General features: G+C 62.9%; 20 protein-coding genes. 9 read left to right on the top strand and 11 right to left on the bottom strand.

Features of this window, described 5'->3' with window-relative positions; genetic code table 11:
• Positions 1–28: 28 nt before the first annotated feature.
• A complete protein-coding gene (locus tag J1C56_RS04230) occupies positions 29–1069 on the top strand; it encodes a glutamine synthetase beta-grasp domain-containing protein (RefSeq protein ID WP_214386246.1) in 1041 nt (346 codons plus the stop codon).
• A gap of 80 nt (positions 1070–1149) precedes the next feature.
• On the opposite strand, the gene J1C56_RS04225 is transcribed toward J1C56_RS04230, so the two are convergent.
• A complete protein-coding gene (locus J1C56_RS04225) occupies positions 1150–1455 on the bottom strand; it encodes a ribbon-helix-helix domain-containing protein (RefSeq protein ID WP_214386244.1) in 306 nt (101 codons plus the stop codon).
• 201 nt (positions 1456–1656) lie between these two features.
• Between J1C56_RS04225 and J1C56_RS04220 the strand changes: the two genes are divergently transcribed.
• From J1C56_RS04220 to J1C56_RS04210, 3 genes are all read left to right on the top strand, one after another.
• Positions 1657–2052: a VOC family protein gene (locus J1C56_RS04220; protein ID WP_214386242.1), complete on the top strand. Its 396-nt coding sequence runs from the start codon at positions 1657–1659 to the stop codon at positions 2050–2052.
• A gap of 70 nt (positions 2053–2122) precedes the next feature.
• On the top strand, positions 2123–2656 hold the full coding sequence (locus J1C56_RS04215) for a twin-arginine translocation signal domain-containing protein (RefSeq protein WP_214386240.1): 534 nt from the start codon (positions 2123–2125) through the stop codon (positions 2654–2656).
• Between the two features lie 51 nt (positions 2657–2707).
• On the top strand, positions 2708–4279 hold the full coding sequence (locus J1C56_RS04210) for a GMC family oxidoreductase (RefSeq protein ID WP_214386238.1): 1572 nt from the start codon (positions 2708–2710) through the stop codon (positions 4277–4279).
• A 108-nt stretch (positions 4280–4387) separates the two neighbouring features.
• On the opposite strand, the gene glnA is transcribed toward J1C56_RS04210, so the two are convergent.
• Positions 4388–5797: a type I glutamate--ammonia ligase gene (gene glnA, locus J1C56_RS04205; RefSeq protein ID WP_214386236.1), complete on the bottom strand. Its 1410-nt coding sequence runs from the start codon at positions 5795–5797 to the stop codon at positions 4388–4390.
• Positions 5798–5844: 47 nt separating this feature from the next.
• Positions 5845–6183 (bottom strand): P-II family nitrogen regulator, encoded by a 339-nt coding sequence (locus tag J1C56_RS04200; RefSeq protein WP_091913600.1) that lies wholly within the window; start codon positions 6181–6183, stop codon positions 5845–5847.
• A 321-nt stretch (positions 6184–6504) separates the two neighbouring features.
• Between J1C56_RS04200 and J1C56_RS04195 the strand changes: the two genes are divergently transcribed.
• Complete coding sequence (locus J1C56_RS04195) at positions 6505–8004, top strand: NAD(P)H-hydrate dehydratase (protein ID WP_214386234.1); 1500 nt, start codon at positions 6505–6507, stop codon at positions 8002–8004.
• A 1123-nt stretch (positions 8005–9127) separates the two neighbouring features.
• On the opposite strand, the gene J1C56_RS04190 is transcribed toward J1C56_RS04195, so the two are convergent.
• Positions 9128–9988: an SDR family NAD(P)-dependent oxidoreductase gene (locus J1C56_RS04190; protein ID WP_214386232.1), complete on the bottom strand. Its 861-nt coding sequence runs from the start codon at positions 9986–9988 to the stop codon at positions 9128–9130.
• A 96-nt stretch (positions 9989–10084) separates the two neighbouring features.
• On the opposite strand from J1C56_RS04190, the gene J1C56_RS04185 reads away from it, so the two are divergent.
• Positions 10085–10714, top strand: a complete 630-nt coding sequence (locus J1C56_RS04185) for a TetR/AcrR family transcriptional regulator (protein WP_214386230.1) — start codon at positions 10085–10087, stop codon at positions 10712–10714.
• Between the two features lie 56 nt (positions 10715–10770).
• Here J1C56_RS04185 and J1C56_RS04180 read toward each other — a convergent pair whose 3' ends face one another.
• The 4 genes from J1C56_RS04180 to uvrA form a co-directional block, all read right to left on the bottom strand.
• Positions 10771–11571, bottom strand: a complete 801-nt coding sequence (locus tag J1C56_RS04180) for a DUF72 domain-containing protein (protein ID WP_246591119.1) — start codon at positions 11569–11571, stop codon at positions 10771–10773.
• 245 nt (positions 11572–11816) lie between these two features.
• Positions 11817–12059, bottom strand: a complete 243-nt coding sequence (locus J1C56_RS04175; protein WP_246591118.1) for a hypothetical protein — start codon at positions 12057–12059, stop codon at positions 11817–11819.
• A gap of 88 nt (positions 12060–12147) precedes the next feature.
• On the bottom strand, positions 12148–13491 hold the full coding sequence (locus tag J1C56_RS04170; protein WP_214386228.1) for a S8 family serine peptidase: 1344 nt from the start codon (positions 13489–13491) through the stop codon (positions 12148–12150).
• A 106-nt stretch (positions 13492–13597) separates the two neighbouring features.
• A complete protein-coding gene (gene uvrA, locus J1C56_RS04165) occupies positions 13598–16519 on the bottom strand; it encodes an excinuclease ABC subunit UvrA (protein WP_214386226.1) in 2922 nt (973 codons plus the stop codon).
• 713 nt (positions 16520–17232) lie between these two features.
• On the opposite strand from uvrA, the gene J1C56_RS04160 reads away from it, so the two are divergent.
• Entirely contained in the window at positions 17233–18039 is an 807-nt protein-coding gene (locus J1C56_RS04160) for an aspartate/glutamate racemase family protein (RefSeq protein ID WP_246591117.1), read from the top strand.
• Positions 18040–18128: 89 nt separating this feature from the next.
• Here the strand turns inward: J1C56_RS04160 and J1C56_RS04155 are convergent, their stop codons facing one another.
• The 3 genes from J1C56_RS04155 to J1C56_RS04145 all read right to left on the bottom strand — a co-directional run bounded on the left by J1C56_RS04155 (position 18129) and on the right by J1C56_RS04145 (position 19234).
• The gene (locus tag J1C56_RS04155) at positions 18129–18326 is read right to left on the bottom strand and encodes a hypothetical protein (RefSeq protein WP_214386224.1); all 198 of its coding nucleotides are present in this window, start codon (positions 18324–18326) and stop codon (positions 18129–18131) included.
• 118 nt (positions 18327–18444) lie between these two features.
• Positions 18445–18765, bottom strand: a complete 321-nt coding sequence (locus tag J1C56_RS04150) for a hypothetical protein (RefSeq protein WP_214386222.1) — start codon at positions 18763–18765, stop codon at positions 18445–18447.
• A 274-nt stretch (positions 18766–19039) separates the two neighbouring features.
• On the bottom strand, positions 19040–19234 hold the full coding sequence (locus tag J1C56_RS04145) for a hypothetical protein (RefSeq protein WP_214386220.1): 195 nt from the start codon (positions 19232–19234) through the stop codon (positions 19040–19042).
• A gap of 41 nt (positions 19235–19275) precedes the next feature.
• Between J1C56_RS04145 and J1C56_RS33590 the strand changes: the two genes are divergently transcribed.
• Both J1C56_RS33590 and J1C56_RS04135 read left to right on the top strand, forming a co-directional pair.
• Positions 19276–19764, top strand: coding sequence for an SIS domain-containing protein (locus J1C56_RS33590; protein WP_214386218.1), 489 nt, complete (start codon positions 19276–19278; stop codon positions 19762–19764).
• Positions 19765–19805: 41 nt separating this feature from the next.
• On the top strand, positions 19806–19949 hold the full coding sequence (locus J1C56_RS04135; RefSeq protein WP_214386216.1) for a hypothetical protein: 144 nt from the start codon (positions 19806–19808) through the stop codon (positions 19947–19949).
• Positions 19950–20164 lie beyond the last annotated feature (215 nt).

Here is a 20164-nt window from a genome sequence, read left to right as displayed (position 1 = left end):
CCGGCTAGCGCGACACTGAGAGGACAGCATGACGAAGTACAAGCTCGAGTATATTTGGCTGGACGGATATTCTCCTGTGGCCAACCTTCGCGGTAAGACCCAGGTCAAGGAATACGCCGAATTCCCGAAGCTCGAGCAGCTTCCCTATTGGGGCTTTGACGGCAGCTCGACCATGCAGGCCGAAGGCAAGAGCTCGGACTGCGTCCTGAAGCCGGTCGCCGTTTATCCCGATCCGGCGCGCCTCAATGGCGTGCTCGTCATGTGCGAGGTCATGATGCCTGATGGCGTCACGCCGCATGCGTCGAACACCCGCGCCACCGTGCTTGACGACGACGGCGCCTGGTTCGGCTTCGAGCAGGAGTATTTCTTCTACAAGGACGGCCGTCCGCTCGGCTTCCCCGAGACCGGCTTCCCCGCGCCGCAGGGTGAGTACTACACTGGCGTCGGCTACAAGAACGTCGGCAACATCGCCCGCCAGATCGTCGAGGAACATCTCGACCTCTGCCTCGCCGCCGGCATCAACCACGAAGGCATCAATGCCGAGGTGGCCAAGGGCCAGTGGGAATTCCAGATTTTCGGCAAGGGCTCGAAGAAGGCTGCCGACGAGATGTGGCTGGCGCGCTACCTGCTGCAGCGCCTGACCGAGAAGTACGAGATCGACATCGAGTACCACTGCAAGCCGCTCGGCGACACCGACTGGAACGGCTCGGGCATGCACGCCAACTTCTCGACCTCCTACATGCGCGAACAGGGCGGCAAGGCCTATTTCGAAGCGCTGATGGGAGCTTTCGGCGAAGCTCGCGAAGATCACATCGCGGTCTATGGTCCAGACAACCACCTGCGCCTGACCGGCAAGCACGAGACGGCTTCGATCGACGTCTTCACCTGGGGCGTTGCCGATCGCGGTGCCTCGGTGCGCGTGCCGCACAGCTTCGTGCGTGACGACTATCGCGGCTACCTCGAAGACCGCCGCCCGAACTCGCAGGGCGACCCCTACCAGATCGCTTCGCAGATCCTGAAGACGATTTCGACGGTGCCGACCAGCTTCGAAAAGAAGGCCGCCGCGTAAGCGCGCTTCAGGCTGATGAACTGAAAAACCCGGGGGCGACCCCGGGTTTTCTTTATTCACGAGCAATGATCAGCGCAGCATCAGGCCGCGTAGCGCTTCAGTGCTGCCAATTCGTCCGCGGCGGGCTTGTGGCCGCGCAGATAAAGAGCGCAGGTCGTGCGCAGCATGGAAGCAAAGTTCGGGATCTCGCCATTGATCTCGATCGCCTCGTCATAGAGCTTCGAGATGAATTTTGGCGTCGTCAGATCCTGTGAGGCCGCGATCTCGTCGAGAAGATCCCAGAACGTTGCTTCCAGCTGGATGCTGGTCGAATGACCGGCGATCCTTATCGATCTGTTGATCTGGCGATAGCCCTTCGGATCCTGTCCGGCAAACACCTTGCACATGTCATTCCTCCCGGTGGCTTGCCCCTGCGCGTGGCGCAGGCGCTGGCGTCCAATGACCATCATCGGCCCAACGACGCGCCATCGCAACCGTGCTTTCGCCCCTGCGTAGCAAACTATGCCTAGGCAAGCGTGGTAACGGGCTGCCACCACTTGGGTTCGCACGAATTCATAATCCTCCTGTTCCAACTGCCAGGAGGGCGAATGGCCAAGGCAATACACTCGATGGTGCGTGTGCTCGACGAGGAGCGCTCGCTTTCATTCTATCGTACGGCCTTTGGCCTCGAGATCGCGGACCGCCTCGATTTCGAGACGTTCACGCTGATCTATCTTAGCAATCCGGAAACTGATTTCGAGGTCGAGCTCACCGTTAACAAGGGCAGGGCGGAGCCCTACGTCCTTGGCGATGGGTACGGCCATCTGGCCGTCTCCGTGGCGGATCTGGATGCCGAGCGCGCCCGGCTCGTCGCCGCCGGCCTCAACCCAAAAGACATCGTCGAATTCGCACCTGATGGAAAGCCGCTGGCCCGCTTCTTCTTCATCGAGGATCCCGACGGCTACAAGATCGAGGTTTTGCAACGCGGAGGCCGATTCAAGTGAGCAATTCGCGGCGAGGGAGCGCCGCGCCAGCCAAGCGCTGAACAGCGCGTAGCAAGCAAGGGAGGAAATCATGGTGACGATCTATCAAGGCAGGCCCGGCCTGACGCGGCGCGAACTGCTCAAGCGCGGCAGCGCCGCCGGCGCGCTGCTGATCATCAGTGGCTCTGCCGTGCTCAGTACCAGCGAAGCCTGGGGGCTCGAAAGCACGGCGCTCAAGCCGGAAACGATTGCGACGCTGATCCAGTTGGCGCGGGACATTTATCCGCACGATCAGGTTCCGGACAAATATTACGCCATTGCGATCAAGAGCCACGATGAACAGGCAGGCAAGGATGCGGCCCACAAGGAGCTGATCGAAAAAGGCATTGCCGACCTGGACCAGAAATCGGGTGCCGGCGGATACACCGGGCTAGGCTGGGAGGACGAGCGGGTGGCGATCCTGCGCCAGATCGAGGACACGCCGTTTTTCCAGGCGATCAGGGGCAGCCTCGTCGTCGGGCTCTACAACCAGAAGGAGGTGTGGCCAATCTTCGGCTATGAGGGCGAATCCTACTCCAAGGGCGGATACATCGCGCGCGGCTTCGACGACATCGAGTGGCTCTGATCCGGCCGTCGTCGCAAGCCCAGCATTTTCAGCATTCCCCGGGAGGAAATCATGCCTGCACCTTACGCTCTCAACGACGATAGCGTCGTCGTCATCATCGGCTCCGGCGCCGGCGGCGGCACGCTTGGTAACGAACTTGCCCAAAAGGGCATCGACGTCGTCATTCTCGAAGCCGGTCCGCGCATCGAATACGAGGACTTCATCAACGACGAATGGGATTCCTTTAGCCAACTGGCCTGGCTGGACAACCGCACGACTGGTGGTGGCTGGCGCGTCCACAAGGACTTTCCCAACCTGCCTGCCTGGATCGTCAAGGCGGTCGGCGGCACGACGACCCATTGGGCAGGCGCTTCGCTGCGCTTTCAGGAGCATGAGTTCAAGGGGCTGACGAACTACGGCAAGGTCGAAGGCGCCAATCTGCTGGACTGGCCGATCACGCTTGCCGATCTCGAGCCGTATTACGCCAAGGCCGAGGACAAGATGGGCGTGACCCGCACCAACGGCATCGAGGGCCTGCCCGGCAACAACAACTTCAAGGTGTTCAAGGCAGGCGCCGACAAGCTCGGTTACAAGGAGTGCCACACCGGCAACATGGCGATCAATTCGGCAGATCGCGACGGCCGCATGGGCTGCCAGCAGACCGGTTTCTGCTTCCAGGGCTGCAAATGGGGCGCCAAGTGGTCGACGCTCTACACTGAAATCCCCAAGGGCGAAGCCACCGGCAAGCTGGAGGTCAGGCCCAGCAGCCATGTGCTCAAGATCGAACATGACGACAGCGGCAAGGTGACGAGTGTCGTCTATGCCGACAAGGACGGCAAGCAGCAGAGCCAGAAGGCGCGCATCGTCTGCGTCGCCGGCAACTCCATCGAAAGCCCGCGGCTGCTGCTCAACTCGGCATCGTCGAAATTCCCCGATGGCCTTGCCAATTCGTCGGGGCAGGTCGGCAAGAACTATATGCGCCACACCACGGGATCGGTCTACGCGATCTTCGACAAGCCGGTGCATTTCTGGCGCGGCACGACCATGGCCGGCATCGTCCGGGACGAAGCGAAACACGATCCGTCACGCGGTTTCGTCGGCGGCTACGAGCTCGAAACCCTGGCGCTCGGCCTGCCGTTCATGGCGGCATTCCTCGACCCCGGCGGCTGGGGCCGCTCATTCACCACGGCGCTCGACCACTACGACAAGATGGCGGGCATGTGGATCGTCGGCGAGGACATGCCGCAGGAGCAGAACGCGGTGAAGCTGCATGGCGAACTGAAGGACAAATACGGCATGCCGATACCGGACGTCTGGTTCACCGATCATCCCAACGATGTCGCCATGCGCAACCATGCCTACAAGCAGGGCATGGCGATGTACGACGCTGTCGGCGCCACCCGCTCGTTCCCGACGCCGCCTTATCCGTCGACGCACAATCTCGGCACCAACCGCATGAGCGAAAAGGCATCGGACGGCGTGGTCAACAAATGGGGCCAGACCCACGACATCAAGAACCTGTTCGTCTCAGACGGCAGCCAGTTCACGACGGGTGCCGCGGAAAACCCGACACTCACCATCGTTACGCTCGCCATCCGCCAGGCCGACTACATCGCCGAACAGATGAGCGCCAAGAGCATCTGACGCATCGTTGGCAGCGCATCCTCCACGGCCAAAGTCGCCTGACTTGCCGTTCGCCAAACAAAAAAGCCCCGGATCGCTCCGGGGCTTTTTCGTATTATTTCTCGGTGCTTACACCGAGTAGTACATGTCGTATTCGACCGGGTGCGGGGTCATTTCGAAGCGCATGACCTCGGCCATCTTGAGCTCGATGAACGAGTCGATCTGGTCGTCGTCGAAGACGCCGCCGGCCTTGAGGAAGCCGCGGTCCTTGTCGAGGCTCTGCAGTGCTTCGCGAAGCGAGCCGCAGACGGTCGGGATCTTCTTGAGCTCCTTGGCCGGCAGGTCATAGAGATCCTTGTCCATCGGCTGGCCGGGATGGATCTTGTTCTTGATGCCGTCGAGGCCGGCCATCAGCAGCGCTGCGAAGCCGAGATAGGGGTTCGCGCCCGGATCGGGGAAGCGGACCTCGACGCGCTTGGCCTTCGGCGAGTTGCCGAATGGAATGCGGCAGGAGGCCGAGCGGTTGCGTGCCGAATAGGCGAGCAGAACCGGAGCTTCGTAGCCGGGGACCAGGCGCTTGTAGGAGTTGGTCAGCGGGTTGGTGAAGGCATTGACCGCCTTGGCGTGCTTGATGACGCCGCCGATGAAATAGAGGCAGCTTTCCGACAGGCCTGCGTACTCGTTGCCGGCGAAGGTCGGCTTGCCGTTCTTCCAGATCGACATGTGGACGTGCATGCCCGAGCCGTTGTCGCCGAAGATCGGCTTCGGCATGAAGGTCGAGGTCTTGCCATAGGCATTGGCGACCTGGTGCACGACATACTTGTAGATCAGCATCTTGTCGGCGTTGCGGACCAGCGTGTCGAACTTGATGCCGAGTTCGTGCTGGGCAGCCGCCACTTCGTGGTGGTGCTTTTCAACGCGCACGCCCATTTCGGACAGCACTGTCAGCATCTCGGAGCGCATGTCCTGGCAGCTGTCGATCGGCGGAACCGGGAAATAGCCGCCCTTGACGCGCGGACGGTGGCCGAGATTGCCGGTCTCGTAGTCGGTGTCGTCGTTGGACGGCAGTTCGGTCGAGTCGAGCTTGAAGCCGGTGTTGTAGGGATCGGCCTTGTACTTGACGTCGTCGAAGACGAAGAACTCGGCTTCCGGGCCAACGAAGATGGTGTCGCCGATGCCCTCGGCCTTGAGATAGGCCTCGGCCTTCTTGGCGGTGCCGCGCGGATCGCGGTTGTAGGCCTCGCCCGAAACCGGGTCGAGAATGTCGCACAGGATGACCATGGTCGACTGGGCAAAGAACGGATCCATGTGGATGGTGTCGATGTCGGGCATCAGCACCATGTCGGACTCGTTGATGGCCTTCCAGCCGGCGATCGACGAGCCGTCGAACATGACGCCGTCGGCGAACATCTCTTCTTCGACTTCGGCGATGTCCATGGTGACGTGATGGAGCTTGCCCTTGGGGTCGGTGAAGCGCAGGTCAACGAACTTAACGTCGTTGTCCTTGATCTGCTTCATTACGTCTGCGGCTGTCGTCATGTGATGTTTCCTGTCTGATGACGTTAAAACGAGAACTTATCGCGAGGTCAGATGGCGTCGATGCCGGTCTCGCCGGTGCGGATGCGCACGACTTCCTCGATGTTGGAGACAAAAATCTTGCCGTCGCCAATGCGGCCGGTCTGGGCCGCCTTGCGGATCGCCTCGATGGCCGCTTCGACCGATTCGTCGCCGAGCACGACCTCGATCTTCACCTTCGGCAGGAAGTCGACGACATATTCGGCGCCGCGATACAGCTCGGTGTGACCCTTCTGGCGGCCGAAACCCTTGGCTTCGGTGACGGTGATGCCCTGCAGGCCGGCTTCCTGGAGCGCTTCCTTCACTTCGTCGAGCTTGAACGGCTTGATGATCGCTTCGATTTTTTTCATGCGGATATGGCCTCCACTGCCGTAACTCAGGGGTGATACACCCACTTGCGCAACTTCAAGCACGAAGCGTGCCAAGTCGAGTGGCTGCGGCAACTTTGTTCGGTTTGCCTCGATGGCAGCCGCAGACGTGGCGATTGGAACCGATTTCCGCCGTTTGGTCGAGACGCGCACAAAAATTCATCGTTTTGGCGAAGTTTGTAGTGCACAAAAATGCGGCAAGCTGCCTGCGAATTGTGCGTGACTGAATTGAGGCGTCGCCGTTTGGGTCGAGCGCCTGCGGCGTGCTAACTCGGTAGCCAGGATTCATCCGGGATGACCGCCATGGCGTTTGAACTGCTGACCCCAGGTGAGATGGCCGAGGCCGACCGGCTGACGATCGCCGTCGGGCCGGTGGATGGCATCGGCCTGATGCGGCGGGCAGGCGGCGCCATCGCGGATCTCGTGCTGGCGCGCTATCCAGGCGCGCGAACCGTGCATGTGTTGTGCGGACCCGGCAACAATGGCGGCGACGGTTATGTCGTGGCGCGCCTGCTTGCCGAAAATGGCGTTGCCGTCGGGCTTTTTGCGACAGGCGCGCCGCGAGAAGGCAGCGATGCTGCGCTTGCCGCTGCCGAATGCCCCGTCGCGGCAGCGCCGTTGGCAGCCTTTGCGCCCGAAGCAGGGTCCATCGTCATCGATGCGCTCTTTGGCGCCGGGCTGTCCAAGCCGCTCGGTAGCGAGATTGTCCAGGCGATTGCGCGGACGGCGGCAGTGGGCGTGCCAGTCATCGCCGTCGATCTGCCGTCTGGCGTGTCGGGTGTCTCCGGTGACATCCTGGGCAGCGCCTTCCAGGCGACGCTGACCGTGACCTTCGCCCGCAAGAAGCCCGGCCATCTGCTTTTTCCCGGCCGGGCGCTGTGTGGTGAAATCGTCGTTGTCGATATTGGCATCACCGATGCCACCATTGCTGCCACCGGCGCACGCTGTTTCGAAAACGATCCCGCATGGTGGCGGCCGCATTTCCCTTCGCCGGCGAATGACGCCCACAAATACAGCCGTGGCCATGTCGGCGTCTTTTCCGGCGGGCCATCGGCCACGGGTGCTGCACGGCTGTCGGCGATGGCAGCAGCACGGGCAGGGGCAGGGGCGGTGACGGTGCTGTCGCCCGGAGCGGCGCTGGCTGCCAATGCGGCGCACCTGACCTCGATCATCCTGAGGCGTTCCGACACGCTGCAGGACACGCTGGCTTTCCTCGGTGCGCGCAAGCCAGAGGTGCTGGTCTATGGTCCCGGTCTAGGCCCCGAACCCGAGGTCGGGCGTTTCGCGCTCGAACTGATGTCGGTCGCCGACGGCCGCTTCGGCGCGCTGGTGCTCGATGCCGATGGCATCACCTCGCTGTCGCATCGGCGCGCAGCGTTCTTCGAGGCGCGAAAGCGGCCGAATGCGCCGGCGCTGGTGCTGACACCGCATCATGGCGAGTTCGGCAGGTTGTTTCCCGAGATCGCGGCCGATGCTTCGCTGTCCAAGCTCGAGCAGGCGCGGGCGGCGGCAAGGCGGGCCCACGCGATCGTTATCTACAAGGGCCCCGATACTGTGATCGCCGCGCCCGATGGGCGGGCTGCGGTCAATACAAACGGCACGCCGCTGCTCGCCACCGCAGGCTCCGGCGACGTGCTGTCGGGCATCGTTGCGGCCTTGCTGGCGCAGCGGATGCCGGCTTTCGAAGCCGCCTGCGCGGCGGTGTGGATGCATGCCGAGGCGGCACGGCGGTTCGGGCCCGGCCTGATCGCCGAAGATTTGCCGCTGGCGCTGAGGGAGGTCGTGGCCGAGTTGGGTAGGTGAGGGCTTTGCTCATTTCGTCCATTCCTATGTCCCTCCGTTTTGAGGGGCAGCGCGGTCGTCATCCCGAGCGAGCGTAGCGATATCCGGACCCATTGAGGAGCGCGGCCGGGGTCTGGGTGCGTGTGCCGCTCATGACGGGTGTCAGGACGAGGACCCGGCCGTGCTCGACGATGGTCCAGTCAATGGGTGCCGGATGACCTACGCTGCGCTCCGGTTTCCGGGATGACGGCGTTTGGTGCGTGCCGAGTTGGCGTGTGCCAAGCTTATTCACTGCCACGCTCGCTTTCGCGCCTGGCCATTGTCAAAGAACGCTCCCGTTTCAGGGAGAAGGTTCGGGAAGCGGGGCGCGAGGCCGAGCCTGCCGAATGATAAGTGATGGCGCGAACCTCGCGCCCCGCCGGCGATTTCTGTTTCCGCCCGTTCCGCTTCCGCAGGCATGGCATTTGCGCCTTGCCCACCCTAGCGCATCGTCCAGCGCACCCCGGGCGTAGTCCCGGGAGGGGAACCTTTTGGCGGAACCTCCCCGGGCGACGAGCTACGTTGGCTCGCCGCCGGAGGCGCCGGTCCCTCCCCGCACAATCACCGTCGCGACCGGCGTTCCCGCGGGAGGAACTGGAGGGGATTGTACGGGAGGTGGAGAGGGCGTGGAGAAATGGCAGCGGCTATCCACGGGGGGTGGTGACAGATGGTGACACGGTGAGTTGCCGTTACTGTGCTCTACGAAGCAAATCTCGTAGGCCGAGCTCTGTCGCACCCCCCTCTGCCCTGCCGGCGTTCGATGCTCGAAAAGCCAAGCAATTGGCTTTTCGTCCGCTTCGCGGACCGCATCTCACCCCCCCCCACAAGGAGGGAGATTAGTCTCGTCGCCGGCGGCGCCCATTCTGCAAGATTGCTGGGAACTCCCTTGTAACATCAGCTATTGGGCGAGGCGCTGATGACGGCGTGATCTCCCTCCTTGTGGGGGAGATGGCCGGCAGGCCAGAGGGGGGTGGGAAGGAATGAAACATGGAAGGTTGGCTGATGGTAGGCAGCACGAATGCAGATTTGCCCGGCCAACAAATCTGCCTGACCGTGGAAAACCTCTCCACGCCCAGCAAAGCGCCGAGCGTGGAGACCTCGGCGCTCAGGCGTTGGTGCCGCCGTCGATGGTCAGCGCAGCGCCGGTGACGAAGCGGGCTTGCGGGCCGGCGAGCCAGGTTACAAGGCCGGCGATGTCGTCGGGCGAGCCGAATTGCGGGATCGCCATCAGGCTGCGCTGGTAGTCGGCGACATCGCCTTCGGCGGGGTTCATGTCGGTTTCGGTCGAACCGGGATGGACGACGTTGACGGTGATGCCGCGCGGGCCGAGGTCGCGCGCCAGGCCCTTGGTCAGGCCGACAAGCGCTGCCTTGCTGGCCGAATAGAGTGCGATGCCCTCGAAGGGCACGCGGTCGGCAAGGTTGCTGCCGATCGAGATGATCCGGCCGCCGTCATGCATGACGCCGGCGGCTGCCTTCGAGGCAATGAAGGGCGCGCGGAAGTTGACCGACATCACCTCGTCGAGCTGTTCGAGCGACACCGTGTCGATGGTGCCGGCGTGCCAGATGCCGGCGCTGTTGACCAGGATGTCAAGGCGCCCGAAGGCTGCGATGGTGGCAGTGACGGCCGCCTCGACAGCTTCGGCGTCGGCATTGTCGGCCTGGATCGCCAGTCCGCGCCGGCCAAGCGCGTCGATCTGCCCGACGACGGTGTCGGCCTTTTCCGCCGAGCGGACATAGGTCAGGGCGACGTCGGCGCCTGATGTGGCGAGCTGGATTGCGATGGCAGCACCGATACCGCGGCTGCCGCCGGTGACGAGCGCGACCTTGCCTCGCAGCTCGAGTTGGGAGAGTTCGTGGCCTGCACTTTGGCGGGCGAGCGCGTCACCGCCGAGCTCGGCTCGGGAGGGGCCGCTACCGCCGAGTTCGAGCCCCGAGACTTCTTTCGTATCGTTGTGGGAGGGCATGATTTGTCTTTCTGTATTGATCGATACAAAACAGATGGCACTCTTGCCTGATAGCGTCAAGGGTATTATGTATCGATCATAACAGAAAGGTTCTTGATGTCTCAGAAGGGCCGTCCGCGCAGCTTCGACCGCGACGCAGCCTTGCGGCAGGCGATGCGGGTGTTCTGGAAAAAGGGCTATGACGGGGCGTCGCTGGCGGATCTGACGACGGCGATGGGCATCAGTTCGCCGAGCCTGTATGCCGCCTTCGGCAGCAAGGAGGCGTTGTTTCGCGAGGCTGTCGATCTCTACGGCGCAACCGAAGGTTTTGAGATCTGGGGCGCCTTCGAGCGCCCCGGCAGCGTCAGGGATGCGATCGCCGATTTCCTGCGCGCTTCGGCACGTGCCTTCAGCGAACCGGGCGATCCCAAGGGCTGCCTGATCGTGCTGGGCGCTCTCAATGTCAGCGAGACCAATGCCGAGGTGTTCCGTGATCTCAGTGAACGGCGCATGTCGAGTGCACGCGACCTGGCCGGCCGGCTGAAAAAGGCAGTGACCGAGGGCGAGTTGCCCGAAACTGCCGATTGCGATTCCATTTCAGCGTTTTACCTCGCCGTGCAGCAGGGCATGTCGGTGCAGGCACGCGATGGCGCCTCGCGCGAGGCGCTGCTGGCGGTCGCCGACGGCGCGATGGCCGCCTGGGGGCCGCTTGTGGCAGGCTCCGGACGCAGCGCCGGAGCCTCATAGGCCTTTTGCTTTGGCAATTCCGGCCGGAAACCGCGGCACACTTTTCCTGGAATTGCTTAGCCGTTGATCCGGTTCATGAAGGCCATGGCGCCGAAGGGCGCGCGAATCTTGCCCTCGGTGATGAAGTAGACGAACACGTCGCGCGGCTTGGCTGGCGCCTCGGTGCCGGGATCGGCGCGGGGCAGGTCGGCGGGGGTACCGCCTGATGCCCAGACCTTAGCGCGCTCGCTCCACGCGTCGAGCGCTTCCGAGGTGTAGCAATCGTGATTGTCGTCGCTGCCGGTCTGCAGGCGCGCATAGACGAAGTCGCCGGTGACGTCAGCGATCGCCGGATATTTGGCGTGGTCGGCGTAGACGATGGCGACGTCGTGCTTCCTGGCAAGCGCGGCGAATTCCGGGACGACGAAGGAATCGTGCCGCACCTCGACCGCGTGGCGCAGTTTCACGCCGTCCTGCTTTTCCGGCAGAAGCTTGAGGAAGGCGCCGAAATCGTCCTCGTCGAACTTCTTGGTCGGCGCGAACTGCCACAGGATCGGCCCGAGCTTGTCGCCGAGCGCGGCAACGCCGGAGCCCAGGAACCGCATCATCGATTCGCCGGCCTCGCCGAGCACACGGCGATTGGTGACGAAGCGGTTGCCCTTGAGCGCGTAGACGAAACCATCAGGGGCCTCGCTGGCCCATTTCATGAAGGTCGGTTCCTTGAACGACGAATAATAGGTGCCGTTGACCTCGATCGTCGGCACGTGGCTGCTGGCGAACTGCAACTGCTTCGCCTTGGACAGCTTTTCGGGATAGAACGTGCCTTCCCAGGGCTCGAACGTCCAGCCGCCCATGCCTGCCCGGATGTTTCCACTCATCGACCTACCCCTTGCTGCGTCAGTGCGGTCTTTTCTAGCCGAAGGTGCAGGTGCGTCAAAGCCGCGAACAATGGTCCAAGGGAAGCATACTGACAGCAACATGGCCAAAGCCGAGGCCGGCAGGCAAGGTATCGCACCTGACAGGCGCCTGGCGCGACGGGAGACCCGGGCGTGGGCGCATTTCGCCAAACCACCACGCAACAATCGCGCGGAGCGTGGCGTTCGTCACTGTGCCGGAGGCGATCCTATTGCGGGGTCTTGGGGTCCATCGGGGGCAGCGAAAATGTGCCTTCCTCGCGCACCGCGGCGACGCCGTCGATGCCGCGCAGCTGCTCGATCAGCTTGTCGTCGAGCTTGCCGGTGATGGTGCGCAGGCCACGCATGACTTTTTCGACGCGCAGGCCGCCTTTCTCGACGGCATCCTGGACGGATTCGAAGCTGTGGCCATGCTTGGTGTCGACAAGCACCAGGACATTCCGTGCAGCCATGATCATCCGTCCTCATGAATTCTCGAACGGCATTATATGGCGCGGGCTTTGCGCAAGTCCACAATCACAGGCTGTAGCTCGCGCCCGCTCAGGGCGCGATGACGAGGCCTTTGCCGACGTCGCGGTCGGGCAGGCCGATGTTCTGCGCGGCGCGCTCGAGCGCCTCCCATAGTGCCTTGCCGCGCAGGCTCTTGTCGGACTGGGCGAGCAGGGCGGCGATGCCGGCGACATGCGGCGTTGCCATCGAGGTGCCGGACAGGCGCTCGTAGCGGCGCGGCATCGGGAAGGCGGAGAAGATGTCGACGCCGGGACCGGCGATGCTGACGGTGCCGCCGGGTGGAATGAGCCCGCCGCAGGAGAAATTGGCGATCTTGAATTTTGCGTCGATGGCGCCGACCGCCATGATCGTCTCGCAATTGGCCGGCGAGTTGACCGGTTGGATGGTGCTGTACTGGCGCCAGCTGTCGTTGCCGGCGGCGGCGATGATCAGCGATCCCTTTTCCAGCGCGTATTCGCCGGCGTTTTCATAAAACGGATCGGGTGGCTCGTCCGGCAGGACCGGGCGGCCGAGCGACATCGAGATGACCTCGCAGCCGCTGTCGACCGCCCATTCGATGCCGGCGAGCACCCAGCCCTCCTGGCCGGAGCCGGCATTGTTGAGCACCTTGCCGACATAGATGTCGGCCTCGTGGGCGATGCCATAGCGGATCTGGCCGGCAGGCGCGCGCGGGCCACAGGCGGTGCCGATGCAGTGGGTGCCGTGGCCCTGGGCGTCCTGCACCGAGGCATCGTCGGGCACGAAGGATTGCTGGACGATGGTGCGGCCGGAAAAATCGGGATGGGTGAGGTCGAAGCCGGTGTCGAGCACGGCGACCTTGATGCCGGCGCCACTGTAGGCCGAGAGTTCGGCCCGCGTGCAGGCGAGGCCCCAGGTCGCGGCCGACTGGGCCGAGATCGCCGTTGGCAGGCCGGTGACAGGCGGTGGGCTGACCGGTGGGGCAACGAAGCTGGCTTTCAGCGAGGGCACGGGGCCTTCCCGGACCGCCTGATCGGCCAGCAGGGCAAGGCCGTCGCGGACCCAGGCGGCGTGGCGGTCGTTCCAGCTGCTCAGTGCCCGCAGCCAGAATTCGGGCCGGGCGAGGCGTACGTGCTTGTCGGCGTTGAGATTGGCGGTGGCGACCGCCATCGCGCTGCCGGGCTGCGTTGCAACCACGGCGATGCCGATCCTGTCGAGATTGAGCACGCCAGATTCAGCGAAGGCATCGACCATGCGCGAATCCAGCGTGTTGAAGTCGCTGGAGTGGGCGACGTTCTTGAGGCCGAGCGTGTTGGAAACCAGCCTGTCGACCTGCCTGGGTTTCTGCCCAGGCTGGAACATCACCAGCAAATTGCCGGTTGGCTGTGGCGCCAAGGTCGTGGCTGTGCTCGTCATCGATCCCTCCCCAGATCATGCATTGCAATTTTTGCGAGCATAATCTGAAAACTAATCAATCACCAGATGCAATCCTGGTGGCGAGTGCAACTGATCGGCGAAGCGGCTACTCCGCCGCCTCCTGCTTGCCGCGCGGGCGGCGCTCCAGCAGTTCCTTGAGGAACTGGCCGGTGTAGCTGCGCGGTTCGGCGACGATGTCTTCAGGCCGGCCGGAGGCGACGAGTTCGCCGCCGCCGTCGCCGCCCTCGGGGCCGAGGTCGAGCACCCAGTCGGCGGTCTTGATCACCTCGAGATTGTGCTCGATGACGATCACCGTGTTGCCTTGGTCAACGAGTTCATGCAGCACCTCGAGCAGCTTGGCGACGTCGTGGAAGTGCAGGCCGGTGGTCGGTTCGTCCAGGATGTAGAGCGTCTTGCCAGTGGCCTTGCGCGACAGCTCCTTGGCGAGCTTGATGCGCTGGGCTTCGCCGCCGGACAGCGTGTTGGCCTGCTGGCCGATATGGATGTAGCCGAGGCCGACCTGGTTGAGCGTCATCAGCTTGTCGCGCACCACCGGAACGGCGGCGAAGAACTCGACGCCTTCCTCGACCGTCATGTCGAGCACGTCGGCGATCGACTTGCCCTTGAACAGCACGTCGAGGGTTTCGCGGTTGTAGCGCTTGCCGTGGCAGACGTCGCAGGTGACGTAAACGTCGGGCAGGAAGTGCATCTCGATCTTGATGACGCCGTCGCCCTGGCAGGCTTCGCAGCGGCCGCCCTTGACGTTGAAGGAGAAGCGGCCCGGCTGGTAGCCGCGCGCCTTGGACTCCGGCAGGCCGGCGAACCAGTCGCGGATCGGCGTGAACGCGCCGGTGTAGGTCGCCGGGTTGGAACGCGGGGTGCGGCCGATGGGCGACTGGTCGATGTCGATGACCTTGTCGAGGAATTCGAGGCCCTCGATGCGGTCGTGCTCGGCCGGATGCTCGCGCGAGCCCATGATGCGGCGCGACGCCGCCTTGAACAGCGTCTCGATCAGGAAGGTCGACTTGCCGCCGCCCGACACGCCTGTCACGGCGGTGAAGGTGCCGAGCGGGATCTCGGCGGTGACGTCCTTCAGATTGTTGCCACGCGCGCCGACGACCTTGATGCGCTTGTTTTTCTTCAGTTCGCGGCGCTGGGACGGGATCGCGATCTCGAGCTCGCCCGACAGGTACTTGCCGGTGATCGAGTTCGGATTGGCCATGACCTGCTGCGGCGTGCCTTCGGCGATGATGCTGCCGCCATGGATGCCGGCGGCCGGGCCCATGTCGACGACATAGTCGGCGGTGAGGATCGCGTCCTCGTCATGCTCGACGACGATGACGGTGTTGCCGATGTCCCTGAGGTGGCGCAGCGTGTCGAGCAGGCGGGCATTGTCGCGCTGGTGCAGGCCGATCGACGGCTCGTCGAGCACGTAGAGCACGCCGGTCAGTCCAGAGCCGATCTGCGACGCCAGCCGGATGCGTTGGCTTTCGCCGCCAGAAAGCGTGCCGGAGTTGCGCGACAGCGTCAGATATTCGAGGCCGACATCGTTGAGGAAGCGCAGGCGCTCGCGGATTTCCTTGAGCACGCGCACGGCGATCTCGTTCTGCTTGTCGTTGAGCAGGGCCGGCAGTTCCTCGAACCAGGCATTGGCCTTGCGGATCGACTGTTCGGTGACTTCGCCGATGTGCTTGCCGCCGACCTTGACCGCCAGCGATTCCGGCTTGAGCCGGTAGCCGGCGCAGGTCGGGCAGGGCGTGGCCGACATGAAGCGCTCGATCTCCTCGCGCATCCAGGCGGATTCGGTCTCTTTCCAGCGCCGCTCGAGATTGGGGATCACGCCCTCGAAGGTCTTGGTCGTCTTGTAGGAGCGCAGGCCGTCGTCATAGTTGAAGGTGATTTCCTTCGAACCGGTGCCGCGCAGGATGGCTTCCTGCGCTTCCGCCGAAAGGTCGCGCCAGCGGTCGCCGATCTTGAAGCCGTAGACCTTGCCAAGGGCTTCCAGCGTCTGGGTGTAATAGGGCGAAGTCGACTTGGCCCAGGGTGCTACGGCACCCTCGCGCAGCGAGACATGGTCTTCCGGCACGATCAGTGCCGGGTCGATGGCGCGCTGGTTGCCGAGGCCGTCGCAGGCCGGGCAGGCGCCGAACGGATTGTTGAAGGAAAACAGCCGCGGTTCGATCTCGGGAATGGTGAAACCCGACACCGGACAGGCGAATTTCTCCGAGAAAAGAATGCGTTCGTGAGTTTCGTTCGCGGACTTGTTGACCGAGTCTGCGCCGGTCTGGCTGGCGTCGAGCGGCTTGTCGGCGAATTCGGCGACGGCAAGGCCCTCGGCCAGCTTGAGCGCGGTCTCGATCGAATCCGCCAGACGCGTGGCGAGATCGGGGCGGACGACGATGCGGTCGACGACGACGTCGATGTCGTGCTTGTACTTCTTGTCGAGTACCGGCGCTTCGCCGATCTCGTAGAAGGCGCCGTCGATCTTGACGCGCTGAAAGCCTTTTTTCTGAAGCTCGGCGAGCTCCTTCTTGTATTCGCCCTTACGGCCGCGAACGATGGGCGCCAGGATGAACAGGCGGGTGCCTTCGTCGACCGCAAGCACGCGATCGACCATCTGCGACACCGTCTGGCTCTCGATAGGCAGGCCGGTGGCAGGCGAATAGGGCACGCCGACACGCGCGAAAAGCAGGCGCATGTAGTCGTAGATTTCGGTGACGGTGCCGACTGTCGAGCGCGGGTTCTTCGACGTCGTCTTCTGCTCGATCGAGATCGCCGGCGACAGGCCGTCGATCTGGTCGACGTCGGGCTTCTGCATCATCTCGAGGAACTGGCGGGCATAGGCCGACAGGCTCTCGACATAGCGGCGCTGGCCCTCGGCGTAGATGGTGTCGAAGGCGAGCGACGACTTGCCCGAGCCGGACAGGCCGGTCATGACAATCAGCTTGTCGCGCGGCAGGTCGAGATCGACGTTCTTGAGATTGTGCTCGCGCGCACCGCGAATGGAAATGTACTTGTGATCGGCCATTGCCGCGCCGCCGCCTCAAATCTGGAATTGCGTGGAGTGGCGGGTTAGCCCGGCCATCCCCTCATGTAGGTGTTTTCGCCGCCCGTTCGAGAGGCGCCGTAACCAAATGCGTTTAAGCGCCTTTGGCGCGCAGGGGCAAGTGGAAAGAACAAAGACCGAACGCCCTCCTGACAACGTTATGGCAGGAGCATCGCATGAATCCGAAGTCTCGAAACCGGCCGTCGATCACATTTTTCCCCTCTAACAATGTTGTGGTTGACGTGGCCGAATCAGGGATGCAGAGTGCAGGTGTCACCTGAGGCCGAGCCTCCCTTGAGGGCTCCTCACCATGCTACGGTCGGTCTGCGAGACGCCGCAGACACGCGAGTTGAGCAGCAGGTGAACACATGGCGCAACTGACGAAGGAGCTAGGCATGACTCCACCGGACAGTCCCAAAGGGTTCCGCTAACAAGACGGAACCACAGCAGGCGCAGGTGCCTGGCTTTCCCCTAGTGAAAAGCCTCATGCAAACCCCGACCTGTTGATCCCCCGACAATTTGAAACCATTGGTCGGATCGTTGGCGCCAAGCCACGAAGCATCCGAGAGAGCAAGCCGGTAAACCACTCCCGGCAGTCAAGGGTATAACCCGACACAAGGCCCCGTGCGCTCCTGGGAGCGGCGGGGCCATATTTTTGGCTTCTTGGCCACGAGCCGTATCCGGCATTGCCCGCCATGCGATGCAAGGTTGCAGAACTCCCTCTTGTACAATCGCTCGATCATTCCGACCTAGCATCCAGAGCCGCGCCAGCGCGGCCGAGCGGGGAGACGATCGTGACTGTGAATCAGACCAGGCTGATCGGACTGCTGGGCGGCATGAGCTGGGAGTCCAGCGCGCTTTACTACCGGCTGATCAACCAAGCGGCGCATGCAAGGATGGGCGGGCACCACAATGCGCGCTCGCTGATGTTCACGCTCGATTTCGACGAACTGAACCGGCTTGCCGCCGCGGGCAACTGGAAGCAGGTCGCGGCGGTGGTTTCGGAGGCGGCGCACAGCCTGGAAAAAGCCGGCGCCGCCTTCGCCATGCTGACGGCGGTGACGCCGCACACGGTTGCCGACCAGGTCGCCGGCGCGATCGGCATTCCGCTGCTGCACATCGCCGACCCGACCGGCGCGGCGATCCGTGCCGCCGGCCTTTCACGGGTCGGCCTGCTGGGCACGCGCTATACGATGGAACTCGGCTTCTTCGCCGAGCGCCTGCAGCAGCGGTTCGGCATCGAGGTGATCGTGCCGCCGGAGGAGCAGCGCACGGCGCTGCACCGGATCATCATCGATGAGCTGACACTTGGCGTGGTGAGGCCGGAGTCGGCTGATGTCTTGCTGCGGCTTGCCAGCGATCTCGGCGCGCGCGGCGCGCAAGCCGTCGTGGTTGCCTGCACAGAGCTGCCGCTGCTGCTGGATATGGACGCATATCCGATGCCGGCGTTTGACGTGGTGAAGCTGCATGCCGAGGCGGCGGTGGAGTTGGCGCTGGAGTGAGGGCGGCTGTCGTTACGTCGAAAATCGATGACTCAGCTAACTACCTGCTGGATTGGCTACCGATGACCGCAGGTCCGTAAGCTCCCAGCTCAACGGCCACCCGTGATTGAGAACTCGAGGCCGTCGACATGTTGGTCTACAAAGAGCCGAGTGCCGTCCTCGAAGAGCACGACCAATACGCCTGGCTTGGGCCGGTTGATGGACGTTACCGTTTTGCCTTGAAGAAGTTCGTTCATCCGGGCTGCTTCGTCCTTCAGCTCCTCGGAGGTAGTTGCAATGATGGGCACGTTCTTTGCTCCGTTGGTAAGTCTTTTGATTGCGAGCGCAGCCTGCAAGTTTCAAGTAAGCAAGCCGGTAGTTCGTCAGCTTCATAGGCTGGAGGTTTGAGGTTCAAATCCTGCCTCACTAGGAAGGGTTGCCAAAGGCAAACATGAGAACAACCTGTAGAGCAAAGGCGACGATGAACGTCGTGGTGCTACGCTCGTAGAGCATTCGCTCCCATGCGAACTTTGGGTCAACCCACATCTGGTCAATTCGGGATTGTCGTTGCCGTAAGCTTTGGTGCCAGCTTAGGCCTTGGTTCTCGTCCGATTCGTCAAGCCGATCAGCTTGCGTGGTAACCTTGGTCATCGCCCAGAAAGCTAAGACAAAAGACCCAAAGAGAACGGCAAAAAGAACGATTGACGGCACAATCAGATAAGGATTGGCTGCCCACGCGTAGCTCATCGGCCTATTACCTTGTCAGTCTAAACTGGCCTAAGCCGTCGACAGCTATTCGCGCTCCGACCCGCACTTCGGGCGGTTGCCTTGACTATGGCTGTTGCCAACTAGGCAAGTCGAAATCTTCCCGAGATCGCCAGAACCGTCCGCTCCGGCTCCAGATAGCATTTGGCATCATCCTGAAAGCCTTGAAACGGGATTCCGATGACAGGTTGGCTAACTCTTCGCGCCGATAGGTTTCGCTAGATGCCTTACACCCGCCAGATTCTACTAGCCGGCGCTACCCAGGCGCGGCGACACCGAGGATGACTGCGATCAGCACCAGAAGCGGGCCCATCCACTTGAACTGGCGCACGAGGTTGCCGAGCCATGGCTGGTTGGGTGGTACCGGCAGGTCGACATAGCCGAAGCCGACAGCCGTCATCCAGGCGCCGGCGCAGAGCATGATGAACTCGTCGATATAGGCGGCGATCAAAGGGGGCCTCCCCAGCGCGTTGCAGTGTTCCTGTCAGGACGATGGCCGTAGTTTTCGCGGATGGACGCCGGGGCTGCAAGCCGGTGCCATTGGTCTCCTGCCAAATCGGCTTCAACCCGCTGACCGACCCGCGCGTGATTTGGCAACGTGCTGGGCTCGGGCGGCGTGCGCGAGCTTCTATGGCTCGAGCGCACCGAGAAATACGCCGAAAAATTCCTCGACCACCAGCTGACCACCAGCCGCTCAATCCCGGCGATTCGATCATCATCTACGGCCATAGCGGCCGCAATGCCTCGGCCATCGACGCTGCGCTCCATGCCAAGAAGCGCGGACTGTTCGTCGTCGCCATCACCAGCAAGAACAATCTCGACAAGCCGGCGCGACAAGAATTCGGGCGAACGGCTGACGGATGCCGCCGACGTCGTCATCGACACGACCTCGCCGATCGAGGATGCGATCGTGCCGGTGAAGGGCTGGAGCCGCCCGGCGGCCGGTTCTTCGACAGTGCTCGCGATGATCATGACGCCTGATCGCGCGCGCGACGCAAAAGCTTGCCGACCGCGGCATCGAATTGCCGACCTTCGCCTCGCCGACAATCGAGGGTGTGACGCTGCACGACACCGACGTGATCTACGGCATCTACCGCGAGACGATGATCGAGGCGCAGCGCAAGCAGCTCGACTTCTTCAAGCGGCGGATGCGGGGCGACGCGTAACCACTGTTCGTGACACCAAAAAGCTGGCGGGCCGTCCGGACGGGCGGCCCGCTTGCATTCGGCACGAGGCCTCTTGCCATTTTTTGCCATTCACGTTAGAACAAAATAAGAACAAAAATGACTTGTGGACGGCACCAGCTTTTCCGCCGGCAGGGGGCGCGGGCCAAGGGTGCTATGGGCTAGTGTGCGCCCTCACATTTTCTTGGAATTTGGTT

This window comes from Aminobacter anthyllidis, from assembly GCF_018555685.1.
GTDB lineage: Bacteria > Pseudomonadota > Alphaproteobacteria > Rhizobiales > Rhizobiaceae > Aminobacter > Aminobacter anthyllidis.
The sequence above is the reverse complement of the archived record's forward strand: the minus strand, read 5'-3'. Positions and strand labels throughout refer to the sequence as shown.

Excerpts from the sequence above, each read along its gene's own strand:
- J1C56_RS04175 (WP_246591118.1), bottom strand. The coding sequence starts at position 12,059 with ATGGCTGCACGGAATGTCCTGGTGCTTGTCGACACCAAGCATGGCCAC.
- J1C56_RS04220 (WP_214386242.1), top strand. The coding sequence starts at position 1,657 with ATGGCCAAGGCAATACACTCGATGGTGCGTGTGCTCGACGAGGAGCGC.
- J1C56_RS04200 (WP_091913600.1), bottom strand. The coding sequence starts at position 6,183 with ATGAAAAAAATCGAAGCGATCATCAAGCCGTTCAAGCTCGACGAAGTG.
- J1C56_RS04215 (WP_214386240.1), top strand. The coding sequence starts at position 2,123 with ATGGTGACGATCTATCAAGGCAGGCCCGGCCTGACGCGGCGCGAACTG.
- J1C56_RS04195 (WP_214386234.1), top strand. The coding sequence starts at position 6,505 with ATGGCGTTTGAACTGCTGACCCCAGGTGAGATGGCCGAGGCCGACCGG.
- J1C56_RS33590 (WP_214386218.1), top strand. The coding sequence starts at position 19,276 with ATGGCCGTAGTTTTCGCGGATGGACGCCGGGGCTGCAAGCCGGTGCCA.
- J1C56_RS04160 (WP_246591117.1), top strand. The coding sequence starts at position 17,233 with ATGCGATGCAAGGTTGCAGAACTCCCTCTTGTACAATCGCTCGATCAT.
- J1C56_RS04170 (WP_214386228.1), bottom strand. The coding sequence starts at position 13,491 with ATGACGAGCACAGCCACGACCTTGGCGCCACAGCCAACCGGCAATTTG.
- J1C56_RS04190 (WP_214386232.1), bottom strand. The coding sequence starts at position 9,988 with ATGCCCTCCCACAACGATACGAAAGAAGTCTCGGGGCTCGAACTCGGC.
- J1C56_RS04225 (WP_214386244.1), bottom strand. The coding sequence starts at position 1,455 with ATGTGCAAGGTGTTTGCCGGACAGGATCCGAAGGGCTATCGCCAGATC.
- J1C56_RS04150 (WP_214386222.1), bottom strand. The coding sequence starts at position 18,765 with ATGAGCTACGCGTGGGCAGCCAATCCTTATCTGATTGTGCCGTCAATC.
- J1C56_RS04185 (WP_214386230.1), top strand. The coding sequence starts at position 10,085 with ATGTCTCAGAAGGGCCGTCCGCGCAGCTTCGACCGCGACGCAGCCTTG.
- J1C56_RS04210 (WP_214386238.1), top strand. The coding sequence starts at position 2,708 with ATGCCTGCACCTTACGCTCTCAACGACGATAGCGTCGTCGTCATCATC.
- uvrA (WP_214386226.1), bottom strand. The coding sequence starts at position 16,519 with ATGGCCGATCACAAGTACATTTCCATTCGCGGTGCGCGCGAGCACAAT.
- J1C56_RS04230 (WP_214386246.1), top strand. The coding sequence starts at position 29 with ATGACGAAGTACAAGCTCGAGTATATTTGGCTGGACGGATATTCTCCT.
- glnA (WP_214386236.1), bottom strand. The coding sequence starts at position 5,797 with ATGACGACAGCCGCAGACGTAATGAAGCAGATCAAGGACAACGACGTT.
- J1C56_RS04180 (WP_246591119.1), bottom strand. The coding sequence starts at position 11,571 with ATGAGTGGAAACATCCGGGCAGGCATGGGCGGCTGGACGTTCGAGCCC.